This window comes from Phaeobacter piscinae, from assembly GCF_002407245.1.
GTDB classification, from domain to species: Bacteria; Pseudomonadota; Alphaproteobacteria; order Rhodobacterales; family Rhodobacteraceae; genus Phaeobacter; species Phaeobacter piscinae.
Window position 1 is genome coordinate 1,152,295 of sequence record NZ_CP010681.1, and the last position, 15,066, is coordinate 1,167,360.

Sequence of the window (15,066 nt, forward strand, 5' to 3'; positions counted from 1 at the left end):
GTGGTTATTTGCCGTGACGCGTGGAGGCAAGGAAGCCTTGCAGACGTTCCGATCGGGTGCTGCCGAAGACTTCGTCCGGGCTGCCTTCTTCTTCGATCAGGCCTTTGTGCAGAAACACGATGTGGCTGGAGACATCTGCGGCCATGTTCATGTCATGGGTCACGATGATCATGGTGCGGCCTTCAGCGGCGAGATCCTTGATCACCTTGACCACCTCCTGCTCCAGCTCGGGGTCGAGGGCGGAGGTGGGTTCGTCAAACAGCAGCGCCTCAGGTTCCATGCAAAGCGCGCGTGCGATGGCTGCACGCTGCTGCTGGCCGCCGGAGAGCTGCGCCGGATAGGCATCACATTTGTCGCCGATCCCCACTTTGGTGAGGTATTTGCGGGCGGCCTCTTCCACCTCGGCGCGGTCACGACCGAGGACGGTCAGCGGGGCCTCCATCACGTTTTGCAGAATGGTCATATGCGCCCAGAGATTGAACTGCTGGAACACCATGGACAGGTTGGTGCGGATGCGCAGCACCTGTTTCGCATTAGAAGGACGCCGGGCAAGGCCGGTTCCGGACCAGTTGATCGGCTCACCCTTGAAGAGGATATCCCCCTCCTGGCTGTCTTCCAGCAGGTTGCAGCAGCGCAGCAGAGTGGACTTGCCCGACCCGGAGGATCCGATGAGGGAAACCACATCGCCGCGGTGGGCGGTGATATCGACACCTTTGATCACTTCCAGCTCGCCATATGACTTGTGCAGGCCGCGGATTTCCAGAACTGGCGTTGTGTCGGTCAAGGTGTCTCTCGTCCAATTGTCGTTGAATTCGTCCTTATTGGACCGAAAAAAAGAGCGGATGCAACGTGCAAACCGAGAAGGCACGCGAGGAAATTGGCATTTTGGCGGATAATCTGATCAAATTGTCCTTGGACTGTTCACCAGTGGGGCCTCTGCCGACCTCTGCGCCAGCCCTGTCGAGTGGGTATCCGCACCGGGCAGGTCGCGGCGCGGTTGTAGGGGATGTGGTCTCCGCTCCGGCGCAGGCCCGAGCGGAGGGGTCGGGTGGGTCAGCCTGCCGCCTGCTGGCGGATGGATTGCTCGGTCAGCACCGGACCGAGTGGTGTCGGTACTGCCAGATAGGCGCCCGGTGGGATCTCGCTCACACCCTTCAGATGCAGGGTATTGCGGTGGTCATCATCCAGATTGGCGACAGCCTGCGCGACAGCAGTGCGAAGGGGGGCCGGATCACGGCTGCTGGCAGTGATCAGCGGCAGGCCCGGCGTTGGCGGTGTCCGCGCCACTTCGACCAGATCCTTGGCCCAATCATCATGCGCCTGCATCAAGGCCCAACTGACCGCATCAAGGGCGGCGAAATCGGCGGTGCCTTCGGCCACCGCACGGGCGGAGGCGCTGTGGCTGCCGGATTGAAACAGGCTGCCGGGGAGGAGGGAGAGGTCGCGCAGATGCAGCATCGGCGCGGCCCAGCCGGATTGCGACAGCGCCTCATTATAGGCAAAGCTGCCGCCAGCGATCTCTCGAAGGCTATGGCCTGCGCGGTTGCGATGGGCGATGAAGACGCTGTTGTAGTGCCCCGGCGGGCAGTCCGCGACGCCGTGATCCAGCGTTGTAACCAGAGTGACCTGCTCATAGAGACGGGTGCGGTAGGGCAGGCCGCAGGTCTGCGCCAGCAGCAGCTCCGAATCGGACCAGATCGACCAGAGATCGCCGCCACGGGTGAGGGTTTCCGGCGCGTCGATGGAAGCCGCGGCCAGTTCGGTGCGGATCGCCTGCCACAGGGCATCCAGGGCAGGGGCGGTTTCGGGGCGGTCATACATCGCCAGACTGGCGATCATGAGCTGGCCTCCGCGCGTTGACGGGCACGGGCGCTGTCAACATCGCTGACCCCCAGGAGGCTGGCAGACAGGCGCAGAAGCGCGTCCTCGGCCGCGTCACGCTTGCCATCGGCCAGCACCACCTGCCACAGGGCTTCGACCACGGCCATGCGGTTTTCATACGCAACGGCGTCCTTGATCGCGCGGGTAAAGCGGACGGTGTCGGGGGCCTCGGCCTCCAGCGCCTCGGCCTGTTCGCGCAGCAGGATGGCGCCGCCCAGGTCGAGATCGTAGCGCGCCCGCAGGATCCGGTCGATCCGGTCCCGCTCATCGTCGGAGTAATTGTGATCAGACCGCGCAATCCGCACCAGAAGGGCGCAAAGGGCAAGGCGCGCATCGCCATCGTCCAGCGGCTCCGGCGCGGGGGCCAGCAGTCGTCCAAGCAGTTCCTTGATCATGGCTGCGGCTCCTTATCTGACGGGTCGGGGGTGGGCGATACCGTGGTGGCGCCTGCAAGCGTGCTTTCTGTGGCTGGCTGGCCTGCGGCCACGCCCTGCTCCGGGCCAAGGAGTTTGCCCTGCGCGCGGGCGCGGGCGGTGTCGCTGTCGGCCTTGGAGAGGCCCATCGCCTTGCGTGCGTCCTCGACGATCTTCATCTCGCCGGGGTGTTCATGGCCATCCGCCAACACCACCTCCCAAAGCGCATCCAGCGCTGCGAGCCGTTCCTCAAGCCCGGTGGTTTCGCGGATCAGGCGACCGAACGTGTCGGTTTCCGGCGCGGCGGCGTGCAGTTTTTCGCAGGCGGCGCGGACCTTTGCCGCCTCAATCGCGTCGTGTTGATAGAGACGGGCCAGAATGCGGTCGATCAGGCTGATCTCTTCCAGCTGGTAGTCCCGGTCTGATTGCGCCACCCGCACCAGCAGCGCGCCAAGCGCCAGCTCGGCATCGGGGTCCGGCTGGGCGGGGGTCTTTTGCGGTCGAAAGACCTGAAACAGTTTTTTCAGCATGGCACTATTCTACCCTTGAGCGCGTCCAGAACCAAGCAGGCCCTAGTCGCCGTAGCCTTCGATGATTTCCATATCGCCGGTGGAGACCGGATCGCGCAGCGCCTTGGCCTGCTGATAGGCGACGGAGTCGTAACAGGCTTTGGCGGTGGCAAAATCCTTGAATTCGATCACCACGGTGCGGGCGCGGGTCTGGCCCTCGCGGACCTCTTTGGGGCCGCCACGGATCAGGAATTTGGCGCCGTATTCGGCAAAGGGGGCCGCATTGGCCGCAACATAGTTCTTGTAGCGGTCCATATCATCAACGTCGACATGGGCGACCCAGTATCCTTTGGGCATGGGGGGTCCTTTCTGGCGCGGATATCAAGCTGTTGTCACAGGCTGATACAGAACCGGGCCAAAGGCAATGACCGCATTGCGCGGTTTTTCCCCTTATGCGGAAGATTTGACGGGACCGTTCAGCCAATGGGCCGATTTGCGCAGATTTAGCGCAGATGTGACGGCACCCTTGGGGCGCTGCGCAGAAGCACCAGCGGTCTGCGGCACTGTCCAATGCGCGGTTTTTGGGGCAAGCCGGTAATGATACCAGTGGCTTGCCCCGTTATTATAGGCGGTCAGCCGATTTCAGCCAGACGCGCCAGCGCCTCTTTGATCTTGGCCTCTTCTTCCTCGCGCAGGGCAAGGTTTTCGCGAGCTTCGGCGACGACCTCCTCCGGCGCGGAGGCGGCAAATTTAGGGTTGTTCAGACGCCCACGCAGGCCGCCCAGCTCCTTGGCGAGTTTGCCGAGGGTTTTCTCCAGACGGGCCTTTTCAGCATCCACGTCGATCACATCCGCCAGCGGCAGGCCAAAGGACGCACCGGGGGCCGCCACGGAGGCGCAGCCTTTGGGGAAGGTCTCAACCTGCTCCAGCGTGGTGATCCGCGCAAGTTTCTGGATCATCGCCTCATTCTTCTCCCAGGCGGCGCGCGCCTGATCGGAGAATTCTGTCACCACCATCGGGATTTTGGCACCGGCGGGCACATGCATCTGCGCGCGGGTGGAGCGGATGTTCTCAATCGCGGTGATCACCCAGTTCATTTCGGCGTCCGCATCGGCGTTGACCAATTCGGTGCCATAGGTCGGCCAGTCTTCATGCACCAGCATGGTGTCACGCTTGGCGGTATTGCCCCAGAGCTCTTCGGTGATGAAGGGCATGATCGGATGCAGAAGGATCATGCACTGGTCCAGCACCCAGCCAAGCGTCTGGCGGGTCTCGGCGATCACCGCCTCATCATCAGAGTTGAACAGCGGTTTGCTGAGTTCGATATACCAGTCACAGACCTTGCCCCAGACAAAGGCATAAAGACCGAGGGCCGCATCGTTGAAGCGGTAGGCGTCCAGGGCGGCATCCACTTCCACGCGGACCTTGGCGGTCTCGCCGATGATCCATTGGTTCACCGCGGCCTTGGCGTCGGGGCAGGCATAGGCCGGGGTTTCGGCGTCATAGACGTTGTTGAAATGGGCGAAGTTCACCGCATTCCACAGTTTGGTGCCAAAGTTGCGGTAGCCCGCGATGCGCTGCATATCGAGCTTCAGCACGCCACCAAGGCTGGCCATCGCCGCATTGGTGAAGCGCAGCGCGTCGGCGCCGTATTCGTCGATGATCTCCAGCGGATCGACCACGTTGCCGGTGGATTTCGACATCTTTTTGCCCTTGGCATCGCGGACGAGGCCATGGAGGTAGACGGTGTCGAAGGGGATGCGCTTTTCGACCGGCAGATCCTGATCCAGAACCGCCAGCTGCATCATCATCATCCGCGCAACCCAGAAGAACAGAATGTCCTGACCTGTCACCAGGGTAGAGGTCGGGAAGTACTTCTGCATCTCGGCGGTGTCTTCCGGCCAGCCCAGCGTGCCAATCGGCCAGAGACCGGAGGAGAACCAGGTGTCGAGGACGTCGGGGTCGCGGAACAACGCAACTTTTCTTTCTTTGGAAGTTTGCGGGTCCAGAGATTGCTGAATGGCTGTAATGATGGACGCAGCGCCAAACTTCTGTTCAAAATCCTCTCGCGCTGCGCCGAATGTTTCCAGAACAACTGCGTCACGGCCATAATACTCGAGCGCAAGCTTAAGAGCTTCTTCTTCAGAGGAAGCGCAGAAACGCTGGAGGTCGCCAGCACCAATCGTATATGATTGGCGTCCGTCCTCGGTAACTTCTGCCTTTTTCGGCCCATACCAAACCGGGATCTGATGGCCCCACCACAGCTGGCGCGAGATGCACCAGGGTTCGATGTTTTCCAGCCAGTGGTAATAGGTCTTCTCACCGCTCTCCGGCAGGATCTTGACGGTGCCGTCTTTCACCGCGTCCAGCGCCGGGGCGACGATCTTCGCCGCGTCCACGAACCACTGGTCGGTCAGCATCGGCTCAATCACCACTTTGGAGCGGTCGCCAAAGGGCTGCATGATCGGCTTGTTTTCAACGTAGGCCACAGTTTCGGAGACTTCGCTCTCGTTGCCGTCCTCATCCTTCACCGTTTTGGTCACGGTCTGCATCACGGCGAGACCTTCGGCGGTGATATCGGCGACCACGCGTTTGCGCGCCTCGAAACGGTCCAGGCCACGGTATTCTTCCGGCACCAGGTTCATCGCGGCGATGCTGGCTTCGGTGAATTCTGCCTCACCATTGGCGATGGCTTGTGCTTTGGCGGCCTCTTCTACATAGGGCGCGCCGTCGCTGCGCATATGCGCCTTGGTGTCCATCAGGTTATACATCGGAATGCCGCCACGCTTGGCGACCTGATAGTCGTTGAAATCATGGGCGCCGGTGATTTTCACCGCGCCAGAGCCGAAATCCTTGTCCGGGTATTCATCCGTGATGATCGGGATCAGGCGGCGGTGTTCCTTGGGGCCGACCGGGATTTCGACCAGCTTGCCCACGATGGGGGCATAACGCTCGTCCGATGGGTGCACCGCCACCGCGCCGTCGCCCAGCATGGTTTCCGGGCGGGTGGTGGCGATGGAGATATAATCGCGCTCTTCCTCCAGCGTGACGTTGCCGTCTTCGTCTTTCTCCACATAGGTGTAGGTGGCGCCACCGGCGAGCGGGTATTTGAAGTGCCACATATGGCCCGCAACCTCGATATTCTCCACCTCAAGGTCGGAGATCGCGGTTTCAAAATGCGGATCCCAGTTCACCAGCCGCTTGCCGCGGTAGATCAGACCCTTGTTGTACATCTCCACAAAGACCTTGATGACGGCGTCGTGGAAATTCGGGGAATTCTCGTGTCCGGTGCGGGTGTCGCCCTGCGCGCCTGCCATGGTGAAGGCGGTGCGGTCATAGTCACAGGAGGCACCGAGACGCTTCAGCTGGTTGATGATGGTGCCGCCGGATTGCTCTTTCCATTCCCAGATTTTTTGAAGGAACTCGGGGCGGGAGAAGTCGGTGCGTTTCTTGCCGTCCTTGGCCAGCTCACGCTCCACCACCATCTGGGTGGCGATGCCGGCATGGTCGGTGCCGGGCTGCCAGAGCGTGTCATAGCCCTGCATGCGCTTCCAGCGGATTAGGATGTCCTGGAGTGTGTTGTTGAAGGCATGGCCCATGTGCAGGACGCCGGTGACGTTTGGGGGCGGGATCATAACGCTGTAGGTTTCGCTGCGCTTGGCATTTGCGCCTGCGCGGAAACAGCCTGCCTTCTCCCAGGCCTCGGAAAGCCGGGCTTCGGCTTCGGCTGCGTTAAATGTCTTGTCCATCGCCATCGGAATGTCCTGCCTGCGTATCTGTCTGATCGGGTCATCCCATACCGAATGGTGTGGGAAAGGGGAAGTCTCGATAGAGAAACCGGCGCGGCGGACCGGTGCGCGATTTAGGCGAATTGAAAAAAGATTGGAACGATCTTCGTGATAACGACGTTTTAAGCTTAGTCCGGCACGGTGGATGACGGGGAAACTGGGTTGCTGATGACAGTGAGTGATGTCGCATCCGGTTGACCAGGGTGGGTTCCAAGCTGCCCTTTCATCAGCAGGCCTCCCTCGGGCCTTGCGTACCGATCGCCATGGTTTCAAGTCGCCCGGGCACCCTTGATGCGAATACCGCAGGGGTGGCCGGGCGCACGAATTTTTAGGGAAGATTTTTGCAGCCGCCGCATCAGCTGATCAGCCCTTCGTGAGTAATTTACTGGCGCGGGCAACCTACTGGCCGGTGCGATCCAGTTTTGTGGCCAAATGGATCAGGCTCTCGGAGGAGCGCACGCCGCGTGCTTCGCCGATGCGATCAATCGTCTCGTCCAGCTCAGTGGTGGTTTGCGCCACCACCTGCGCCAAGAGGTCAAACCGGCCTGAGGTGGTGTGCACGACCTCGACGCCCGGCAGTCCGCGCAATCGGGCCAGAACCTCAGGGCCGGAGCGTGGTTCAATCGAGATCAGCACCGTCGCCTGCAATGGCGGGCGCGCCTGCGCCGAGGTGCGCAGCGTGTAACCGCTGATCACGCCGGAGCTTTCCAATCGTTCAATCCGCGCCTGTACAGTGGTGCGTGCAAGGCCCAGACGGCGTGCCAGATCGGCCACCGGGCGGCGGGCGTTTTCCCGCAGGAGCGTCAGGAGGTTCTGGTCGGTTTCGTCGGTTTGCATATGTGGCCTGCGATGTGACGTTATCTTTCGTCATTATAGGCAATGTGACGAGCGAAATCGACGGCGTAGTGGCGGAAAATGGAAAAAACATCCAATTAAGGCCGATATCCATGCAGCAGATCCCACCTCTCTGGCTTTCCCCTGAAACCCATTTGGCGCGCAGTACACCAGATCATCCGATCCTGTATTTTTCGCCGCGGGTGCTGCATGACGTGGCCAACCGGTTTCAGCGCGGTTTTCCGGGGCTGGTGACCTATGCGGTGAAGGCGAACCCGCATCCGGCGGTGCTGTCCAATCTGGTGGCGGCAGGCATTACCGGATTTGACGTGGCCTCGCCTGCGGAAATGGACGCGGTGCGTGCCGCCAGCCCGGACGCGGTGATGCATTACAACAATCCGGTACGCTCGGACGTTGAGATCGCCGCCGGCATCGCCCATGGGGTGGCGAGCTGGTCGGTGGATGAGCCGAGCGAGCTGGAGAAGCTGGCCGATGTGCCCAAGAGCTGTGAAATCGCTGTGCGCTTTGCCCTGCCGGTGGCGGGTGCGGCCTATGATTTTGGCAGCAAGTTCGGGGCAGAGCCGGATATGGCGGTCGAATTGTTGAAGCGGGTGGCGGCAGAGGGCTGGACGCCTGCGTTGTGTTTCCACCCCGGAACACAGTGCGAGGATGAAAGCGCCTGGGTCGAATATGTCCATGCGGCCAAGCGCATCATCGACGCCGCAGGGGTAAAGATTGCGCGGTTGAACGTCGGTGGTGGCTTTGCGGCGAACCGTGATGGGGTGGCACCGGATCTGGAGAAGGTTTTTGCCGCGATCTCCGTGGCGGCAGAGGCGGCCTTTGGTGCGGAGCAACCGGTGCTGATCTGCGAGCCGGGGCGCGCCATGGTGTCGGAGAGCTTTACGCTGGCGGCGCGGATCAAGGGGATGCGCAAGGCCGGTGAGGTGGTGTTCCTCAACGACGGGATTTACGGCGGCCTGGTGGATATCCGCGACATGGGTCTGCCGGGGCGGGTCGAAGTGGTTGCCGCTGATGGCACCCGTCGGGGGGCAGACGCCCAGCCGCGCGTGGTTTTTGGCCCCACTTGTGACAGTCTGGACCGGTTGCCGGATGGGCTGCCGCTGCCACGCGATACGCAGATTGGTGACTATGTGCTGTTCCCCGGTCTTGGCGCCTATTCCTCGGCCATGAGCACGCAGTTCAACGGCTATGGTCTGTCTGACGTGGCGACGGTGATCGAGCTGTCTGGACAAGCGCGCCCTTAAGGCTACTGTCGCATCTGACGGGATCAATTGGCGCGGCGCGCAGGGCATATCACCTGCGCGCCGCGGTTTTGTGTTTGCCATCGGCAAACCGGGTCCGTGACATCAGTGAGGGCAGGGGCAGAGATGGATAAATTCGGCAAAAGCCAACCGGTGCGGCGGGTTGAGGATATACGGTTCCTGACCGGGCAGGGGCGCTATCTGGAAGATGCCGCACCGGTTGGCGCACTGCGGGCCTGGGTGCTGCGCAGCCCGGTGGCCCATGGCACCATCACCCATCTGGATCTTGAGATGGCCCGCGAGGCTGAGGGCGTGCAAGCCATCCTGACACTGGCTGATCTGGAGGCCGCTGGCATCTGCGTGGGCATGGATGGCGCGGTGGTGGACAACCGCGATGGCAGCAAGGGCGCCGCGCCGGAACGCCCGATGCTGGCCCGCGGTCGCGTCCGGTTTGTGGGCGAGCCGATCGCCGTGGTGATCGCGCAGACGCTGGAGCAGGCCCGTGATGCGGGGGAGCTGATCGAATTGGATATCGACGATCTGCTGGCCAAGGTGGATCTGGCAGTGGGCGGCGAACAGCTGCACGCAGAGGCGCCGGACAACCGGGCCTTTGACTGGGGCATGGGGGATGAGGCGGCAACCGAGGCGGCCTTCGCGTCGGCGGCGCATCGCGTGGCGCTGCAGGTTGAGGACAACCGGATCATCGTCAACACGATGGAGCCGCGCGGCTGTTTTGCCAATTGGGCCGAGGGGCGTTTGCAGTTCACCTACGGTGGGCAAGGCGTCTGGGCGATGAAAAAGCAGCTCAGCGACAAACTGGGATTGGCCGCGGAGGATGTGCATGTCACCACGCCCGACGTCGGCGGCGGCTTTGGCATGAAGGCGATGCCGTACCCTGAGTATTTTGTGGTGGCCCAGGCCGCGCGCCTGCTGGGGCGGCCCGTGCTGTGGATGTCGGATCGCAGCGAGGCGATGCTGAGCGACAATGCCGGGCGGGATCTGACCTCACTCGCGGAACTGGCCTTTGACGCGGACCTGCGCATCACCGGCTACCGGGTTCATTCACAGTGTAATCTGGGGGCGTATAATTCCCATTTCGGCCAGCCGGTGCAGACACAGCTGTTCAGCCGGGTGTTGGCGGGGGTCTACGACATTCGCACAACCTGGCTGCGGGTGGAGGGGATCTATACCAACACCGCGCAGGTGGATGCCTATCGCGGGGCAGGACGTCCTGAGGCGATCTATGTGTTGGAGCGGGTGATGGATCATGCCGCGCGCGAGTTGGGGGTTGACCCATGGGAGCTTAGGCGGCGCAATTTCATCCGTGCGGATCAGTTCCCGTACAAGACCGCAACGGATGAGACATATGATGTGGGCGATTTCCATCAGCTTCTGGCCCGCACCGAAGCGGCGGCGGATCTGGCCGGTTTCGCACAGCGCAGGGCCGCCGATGCGTTGCAGGGAAATTTACGGGGCGTTGGCCTGTGTTACTATATCGAAAGTATTTTGGGGGATCCTTCAGAAAGCGCGGAAGTTGCCTTTGAAGAGGAGGGGCGGGTGAGCATCTATGTCGGCACGCAGAGCAACGGGCAGGGCCACGAGACGGTCTATGCGCAGTTTCTGGCGGACCAGACAGGTATTCCTGCAGCAGATATCACCGTGGTGCAGGGCGACAGCGACCGCATCGCACAGGGTGGCGGCACCGGTGGATCGCGGTCAGTGACCACTCAGGCCAATGCCACATTGGCGGCAGTTGATGTGATGATCGACGCCTTTATTCCCTTTTTGGCAGAGCAACTGGGCGTGGAGCCTGGGTCTGTCACCTTTAATGGTGAGCAGTTCAGCGCGCCGGGCAGCAACCAGCGACCAACCCTGGTGGAGGCCGCTGAGATGGCCCGTGCGCAGGGGCATCACGCGTTGCTGCGTCACACGGCACGGGCCAAGTTGCCGGGGCGGTCGTTTCCAAACGGTGCCCATGTTGCCGAGATCGTGATCGACCCGGAAACCGGCGTCAGCCATGTGGACCGCTATACCGTGGTCGATGATTTTGGCAATCTGATCAACCCGCTGCTGGCCGAAGGTCAGGTGCATGGCGGGGTGGTGCAGGGGCTGGGGCAGGCGCTGCTGGAGCGGGTGGTCTATGATGCCGATGGGCAACTGCTCACAGCATCGTTTATGGACTACGCCTTGCCGCGTGCGGCGGATGTGCCGATGATTGATGTAGGTTTTGCGCCGGTGCCATCGACCCAGAACCCGATGGGCATGAAGGGCTGCGGCGAGGCCGGGACCGTGGGCGCGTTGGCAGCGGTGGCAAATGCCGTGCAGGACGCGGTCTGGGATCGTGGCGTGCGGCAGGTTGAGATGCCTTACACACCACTTAGACTATGGGAAGCATTGAGGAATGTCGCTGACGCAGCTGAGTAAGAGGATCCTGGGATGGCTTGGGCGCCCGCTGCGCTCCGAGCATTCTGCCGAGACCAAGCTGCGCGGGCCGCAGGCCCATCTGATCATCCTTGATGGCACCATGTCGACATTGGAACCGGGGCATGAAACCCACGCTGGCATGGTCTACCGGCTGTGCCAGGAGGTCGGCCCGCAGGTCTCTGTCTTTTATGAGGCGGGGGTGCAATGGCAGAGCTGGCGCAAAACTGCGGATGTGATGATCGGGCGTGGCATCAACCGTCAGATCCGGCGCGCTTATGGCTATCTCGCCTCGCGCTACCGTCCGGGGGACCGGATTTATCTCATGGGCTATTCGCGGGGCGCCTATGCGGTGCGCTCGCTCGCTGGGGTTATAGATGAGGTCGGGCTGCTGAAGGCTGAACATGCCACCGTGCGCAACATCCGCACCGCGTATCGGCACTACCAATGTGGTGGTGCTTCGGCCAGCGGACCGGGCAAGACGCAAGGATCGCTGACGACGGCTAAACCAGACATCGCTGAGACGGAAGAAGCAGGCGCCACCGCGCAGGCGGCGGCGCAAACCGGGGGCTGTGTCGCCTCCACTTTTACGGAGCGTTATTGCCACCGGGATGTAGAGATCGAGATGGTTGGCGTCTGGGACACGGTGAAGGCGCTGGGCCTGCGGTTGCCGCTGTTGTGGCGCTGGGCGGAGCGGCGGCATGGGTTTCACAACCATCAGCTCGGCAAACATGTAAAAAACGGTTTTCATGCGCTGGCGCTGGATGAGACCCGGCAGGTTTTTGCGCCGGTCCTCTGGGAATGCCCCGACGGGCATGATGGCAAGGTGGAGCAGGTCTGGTTCCGGGGCAGCCATGGCGATGTGGGCGGGCAGCTGGGCGGATTTGAAGAGGCGCGGCCGTTGTCCAATGTCTCTCTTGTCTGGATGCTGGAGCGGGCCGAAAACTGCGGGCTGCCGCTGCCGCGTGACTGGCGCATGCGGTTTTCAGTTGATCCAACCGCGCCCTCCGTCGGAACCTGGCGCGGCTGGGGCAAGATTTTCCTGCTGCGCGGCAACCGTCGGGTCGGGTTGGACAGCAGCGAGCGATTGCACAGCAGCGTGGGCGCCAATATCACCGACAAACGTGTGGCGCAGTGGCAGTCGGAGCTGTCCAAAGTGGCGCGTTAGGCAGCTTGGTCTGAGCCTTGGTGGTAGTGTGCTATGGGGCCGGTTCTCCGGCTCACGCGCAAGATGTGGATGTTGTATAGCGGCGGAATACCCAGCCCTCTACTCGCTGTCCTTTCTCAATGAATCTCACTTTGAGCCAGCCAAAGGTTTTCCCATGGGCCCATAGTTTTTGGTGCGCGTATCTCTGTGTGATTTTTGTGAAGTCAGTGCCGGGGCCATCGCGGACTGCCAAGAAATCGTCCCTTTGAGGGTTGAGGCCGGATACTAAAACGCATCCCAAGTTTTCATCGTCCAGCCATGCGCTGTCTTCGATGCTTGACGATATGAGTATGGGGAGCAGAAATGCCACGAAAAGTTGGATGCTAACCAATCCAGCGAGGATGTACCCAGGATGGGCGGATTTCAAAAGTGGCAGGGTGGCTATGAGGGTTACGGCAACGATGCCCAGAATACGAAAGGGAGCAGGAACATTTCTTATTAATTCTAATGCGATATTCACATGTTCCACGATGAGTGACCGCATTGAAGGCTACGGGTTAAAGATTTACTTTAGCTTGAATGGCAGTTTTTCTCTACATCTACTGATTGATTGAGCGTGGAGGTTAGGCATGAGAAGCTCAACTTCATCTGGTTTAAAAGCGGCGGCAATCCCGCACCTGAATATACGGGCGCTTAACCCACAGAGTGATCTTGATCTGGTGGAGGCGTTTTATCGGGGCGCGCCGGACTACTGGATGCTGGTCGAGGGGCTCGCACCGGGGCGCGCCAAAGCCGAAAGTTTTTTCACAGACGGGCCGCCCGGATGTGATCCTGCACGATCCTACAGGTTAGGAATGATTGCCTCCGGAAGACTGTCTGGACTGGCAGAGTTGTCTTTTGGGTTTCCTGAACCGGGGGATGCGTATCTTGGACTGATGCTGCTGGGGCCATGGGCCAGAGGGGCTGGCTATGGCGTGCCATTTCTGGCCCATGTCGAAGCATTGGCACGTGGTCGGAGGGCGTCACAGATTTTTCTTGCGGTGGTTGAAGCCAATCCAAGGGGACGAGCATTCTGGGAGCGAGAGGGTTTCGCCGCGACTGGCCTTAGTGGCGATATGCGGGTTGATCTGCGCGAACAGCGCTTGCACCGATTGGTTAAATCGCTCTGATTTCGCAGCGTGGGTGTGCGGGCGTGACTTTGTAGGCGCTGGGCAGGATGGATCAGCTTGGCGCGCTACGCATAATAATGCATGTGGTGGAACCGGTGGCATAAAGCTTGCCATCCTGGATGTCGCGCAACTCGCCATGGGCAACGCCGGTGGAGCGTCCGACGTGATTGGTGAGGCCAATACATTCGATTTCGGTGCCCAGCGGGATCGATCGCAGGATGTTCACCTTGAATTCCAGTGTGGTATAGACCGACCCCTTGGGCACGCGGGTCATCACGGCGCAGGCCATGGCGCTATCCAGCAGGGTGCCATACCAGCCGCCGTGAACCGTGCCGAGCGGGTTGGTGACAGCAAATTCCGGTGTGCCGCGAAAACTCACCTTGCCAGCCTCGACGCTATGCAGATGGTAGCCCAGGGTTTCCCCGATGGGCGGACCGGGCAGGCGGCCGTCAAGAATGGACTGCATGAACTCCAGCCCGGAAATCAGTGAAATCTCCTCGGGCTTCATCAGATCGGCGAGACCTGTGGCACGGCGTCGGTGAGAGGCGGCGGAGGGCGCGACGGATGAGGGAGACGGTGCGGTCATGCGGCAATCCTGATCTTAGTCCTGAACAAAACGCCCCAGCCGAAAACAGCAGGGGCGTCAGGATCGGAGGCTAGAAGCGCGCAGGTCGCAGAGCAAGCGCTACGCCACGTTCTCCAGCGAGACATCGGGGGTGATGCCAAGCGCAAAGCAGACATCACGGGTCAGCTCTGGGCGGTTCAGCGTGTAGAAGTGCAGTTTGTCGACGCCGTTGTCCATCAGATCGGAGCAAAGTTCAGTGCACAGAGCCGTGGCAAGCAGATCTTCGCGACCGTCGCGGATCGCCTTGTCAAAGGCATCGTCGATCCAGGCCGGAATGGTGGCGCCGCAGCGTTTGGCGAAGTTGCGCGCGCCTTTCCAGTTTTCAATCGGCAGGATGCCGGGGGTGATGCGGCTGGTGTCGATCCCGGCCTTGGCGCACTCATCACGGAAGCGCAGAAAGGTATCGGCCTCAAAGAAGAACTGGGTCAGCGCCTCATCCGCGCCGGCGTCCAGTTTGCGCTTCAGCCAGTCGACATCCGCGCGGGCACTGGTGGCCTCCGGATGGCGGTCAGGGTAGGCGCCGACACGAATGGAGAATTGATCGCGTTCAGCCAATGCGGCGATCAGTTCAACCGAATTGGCGTAGCCGTCGGGGTGAGGCTCGAACCCGGCGGAGCCTTTTGGCGGGTCACCACGCAGGGCCACGATTTCGCGGACACCTGCCTCAGCGAACTGATCGGCTATCGTCATGGTCTCCGCTTTGGTGGCGTTGACGCAGGTCAGATGCGCCGCGACATTGAGGCCGGAGGCGTTGTGCAAGGTTGCCACCGCTTCCCGCGTGAGGTCACGGGTGGTGCCCCCGGCGCCATAGGTCACCGAGACAAATCGGGGGGCGAGTGGGGCCAGCGTCTGCACCGTGTCCCAAAGCCGAAATGAGGCCTCCAGAGACTGCGGCGGGAAGAATTCAAAAGAGATGTCAGGGGTCGTCATTTTAAAAAGCGCTCCGCATGATTTCATCTCTTGTTGCATACAGCCTATTGTGAAACAATTTCATAATACTCAAGAACAACATGAGCG

13 protein-coding genes are annotated in these 15,066 nt (G+C 61.3%); 4 read left to right on the forward strand and 9 right to left on the reverse strand.

Going from position 1 to position 15,066, the window contains the following annotated elements; translation table 11 throughout:
• Positions 1-4: 4 nt before the first annotated feature.
• The 7 genes from phaeop14_RS05360 to phaeop14_RS05390 all read right to left on the reverse strand — a co-directional run bounded on the left by phaeop14_RS05360 (position 5) and on the right by phaeop14_RS05390 (position 7,428).
• Positions 5-784: an ABC transporter ATP-binding protein gene (locus phaeop14_RS05360; protein WP_096788967.1), complete on the reverse strand. Its 780-nt coding sequence runs from the start codon at positions 782-784 to the stop codon at positions 5-7.
• 269 nt (positions 785-1,053) lie between these two features.
• On the reverse strand, positions 1,054-1,839 hold the full coding sequence (locus tag phaeop14_RS05365) for a phosphate/phosphite/phosphonate ABC transporter substrate-binding protein (RefSeq protein ID WP_096788968.1): 786 nt from the start codon (positions 1,837-1,839) through the stop codon (positions 1,054-1,056).
• Entirely contained in the window at positions 1,836-2,276 is a 441-nt protein-coding gene (locus phaeop14_RS05370) for a tellurite resistance TerB family protein (protein ID WP_014879681.1), read from the reverse strand. The genes phaeop14_RS05365 and phaeop14_RS05370 overlap by 4 nt, the downstream gene beginning before the upstream one ends.
• Positions 2,273-2,824 carry a tellurite resistance TerB family protein gene (locus phaeop14_RS05375; RefSeq protein ID WP_040178004.1) on the reverse strand — a complete coding sequence of 184 codons (552 nt, stop codon included), beginning with the start codon at positions 2,822-2,824 and terminating at the stop codon, positions 2,273-2,275. Before phaeop14_RS05375 ends, phaeop14_RS05370 begins: the two co-directional genes overlap by 4 nt.
• Before the next feature lie 42 nt (positions 2,825-2,866).
• The gene (locus phaeop14_RS05380) at positions 2,867-3,160 is read right to left on the reverse strand and encodes a DUF1330 domain-containing protein (RefSeq protein WP_040173031.1); all 294 of its coding nucleotides are present in this window, start codon (positions 3,158-3,160) and stop codon (positions 2,867-2,869) included.
• A gap of 275 nt (positions 3,161-3,435) precedes the next feature.
• Complete coding sequence (locus phaeop14_RS05385; RefSeq protein WP_096788969.1) at positions 3,436-6,558, reverse strand: valine--tRNA ligase; 3,123 nt, start codon at positions 6,556-6,558, stop codon at positions 3,436-3,438.
• Positions 6,559-6,990: 432 nt separating this feature from the next.
• Positions 6,991-7,428 carry an Lrp/AsnC family transcriptional regulator gene (locus phaeop14_RS05390; protein WP_014874276.1) on the reverse strand — a complete coding sequence of 146 codons (438 nt, stop codon included), beginning with the start codon at positions 7,426-7,428 and terminating at the stop codon, positions 6,991-6,993.
• Positions 7,429-7,538: 110 nt separating this feature from the next.
• Here phaeop14_RS05390 and phaeop14_RS05395 point away from each other — a divergent pair, with 110 nt between their 5' ends.
• The 4 genes from phaeop14_RS05395 to phaeop14_RS05415 all read left to right on the forward strand — a co-directional run bounded on the left by phaeop14_RS05395 (position 7,539) and on the right by phaeop14_RS05415 (position 13,424).
• Positions 7,539-8,690 (forward strand): type III PLP-dependent enzyme, encoded by a 1,152-nt coding sequence (locus tag phaeop14_RS05395; RefSeq protein ID WP_096788970.1) that lies wholly within the window; start codon positions 7,539-7,541, stop codon positions 8,688-8,690.
• Positions 8,691-8,813: 123 nt separating this feature from the next.
• Positions 8,814-11,111, forward strand: a complete 2,298-nt coding sequence (locus phaeop14_RS05400) for a xanthine dehydrogenase family protein molybdopterin-binding subunit (RefSeq protein ID WP_096788971.1) — start codon at positions 8,814-8,816, stop codon at positions 11,109-11,111.
• Positions 11,089-12,276, forward strand: a complete 1,188-nt coding sequence (locus phaeop14_RS05405) for a DUF2235 domain-containing protein (RefSeq protein ID WP_040173040.1) — start codon at positions 11,089-11,091, stop codon at positions 12,274-12,276. The genes phaeop14_RS05400 and phaeop14_RS05405 overlap by 23 nt, the downstream gene beginning before the upstream one ends.
• A 608-nt stretch (positions 12,277-12,884) precedes the next feature.
• Entirely contained in the window at positions 12,885-13,424 is a 540-nt protein-coding gene (locus tag phaeop14_RS05415) for a GNAT family N-acetyltransferase (RefSeq protein WP_096788973.1), read from the forward strand.
• A gap of 52 nt (positions 13,425-13,476) precedes the next feature.
• Here phaeop14_RS05415 and phaeop14_RS05420 read toward each other — a convergent pair whose 3' ends face one another.
• Both phaeop14_RS05420 and metF read right to left on the reverse strand, forming a co-directional pair.
• A complete protein-coding gene (locus tag phaeop14_RS05420) occupies positions 13,477-13,932 on the reverse strand; it encodes a PaaI family thioesterase (RefSeq protein ID WP_096790235.1) in 456 nt (151 codons plus the stop codon).
• 177 nt (positions 13,933-14,109) lie between these two features.
• On the reverse strand, positions 14,110-14,979 hold the full coding sequence (gene metF, locus phaeop14_RS05425) for a methylenetetrahydrofolate reductase [NAD(P)H] (protein WP_096788974.1): 870 nt from the start codon (positions 14,977-14,979) through the stop codon (positions 14,110-14,112).
• Between the last annotated feature and the right edge of the window lie 87 nt (positions 14,980-15,066).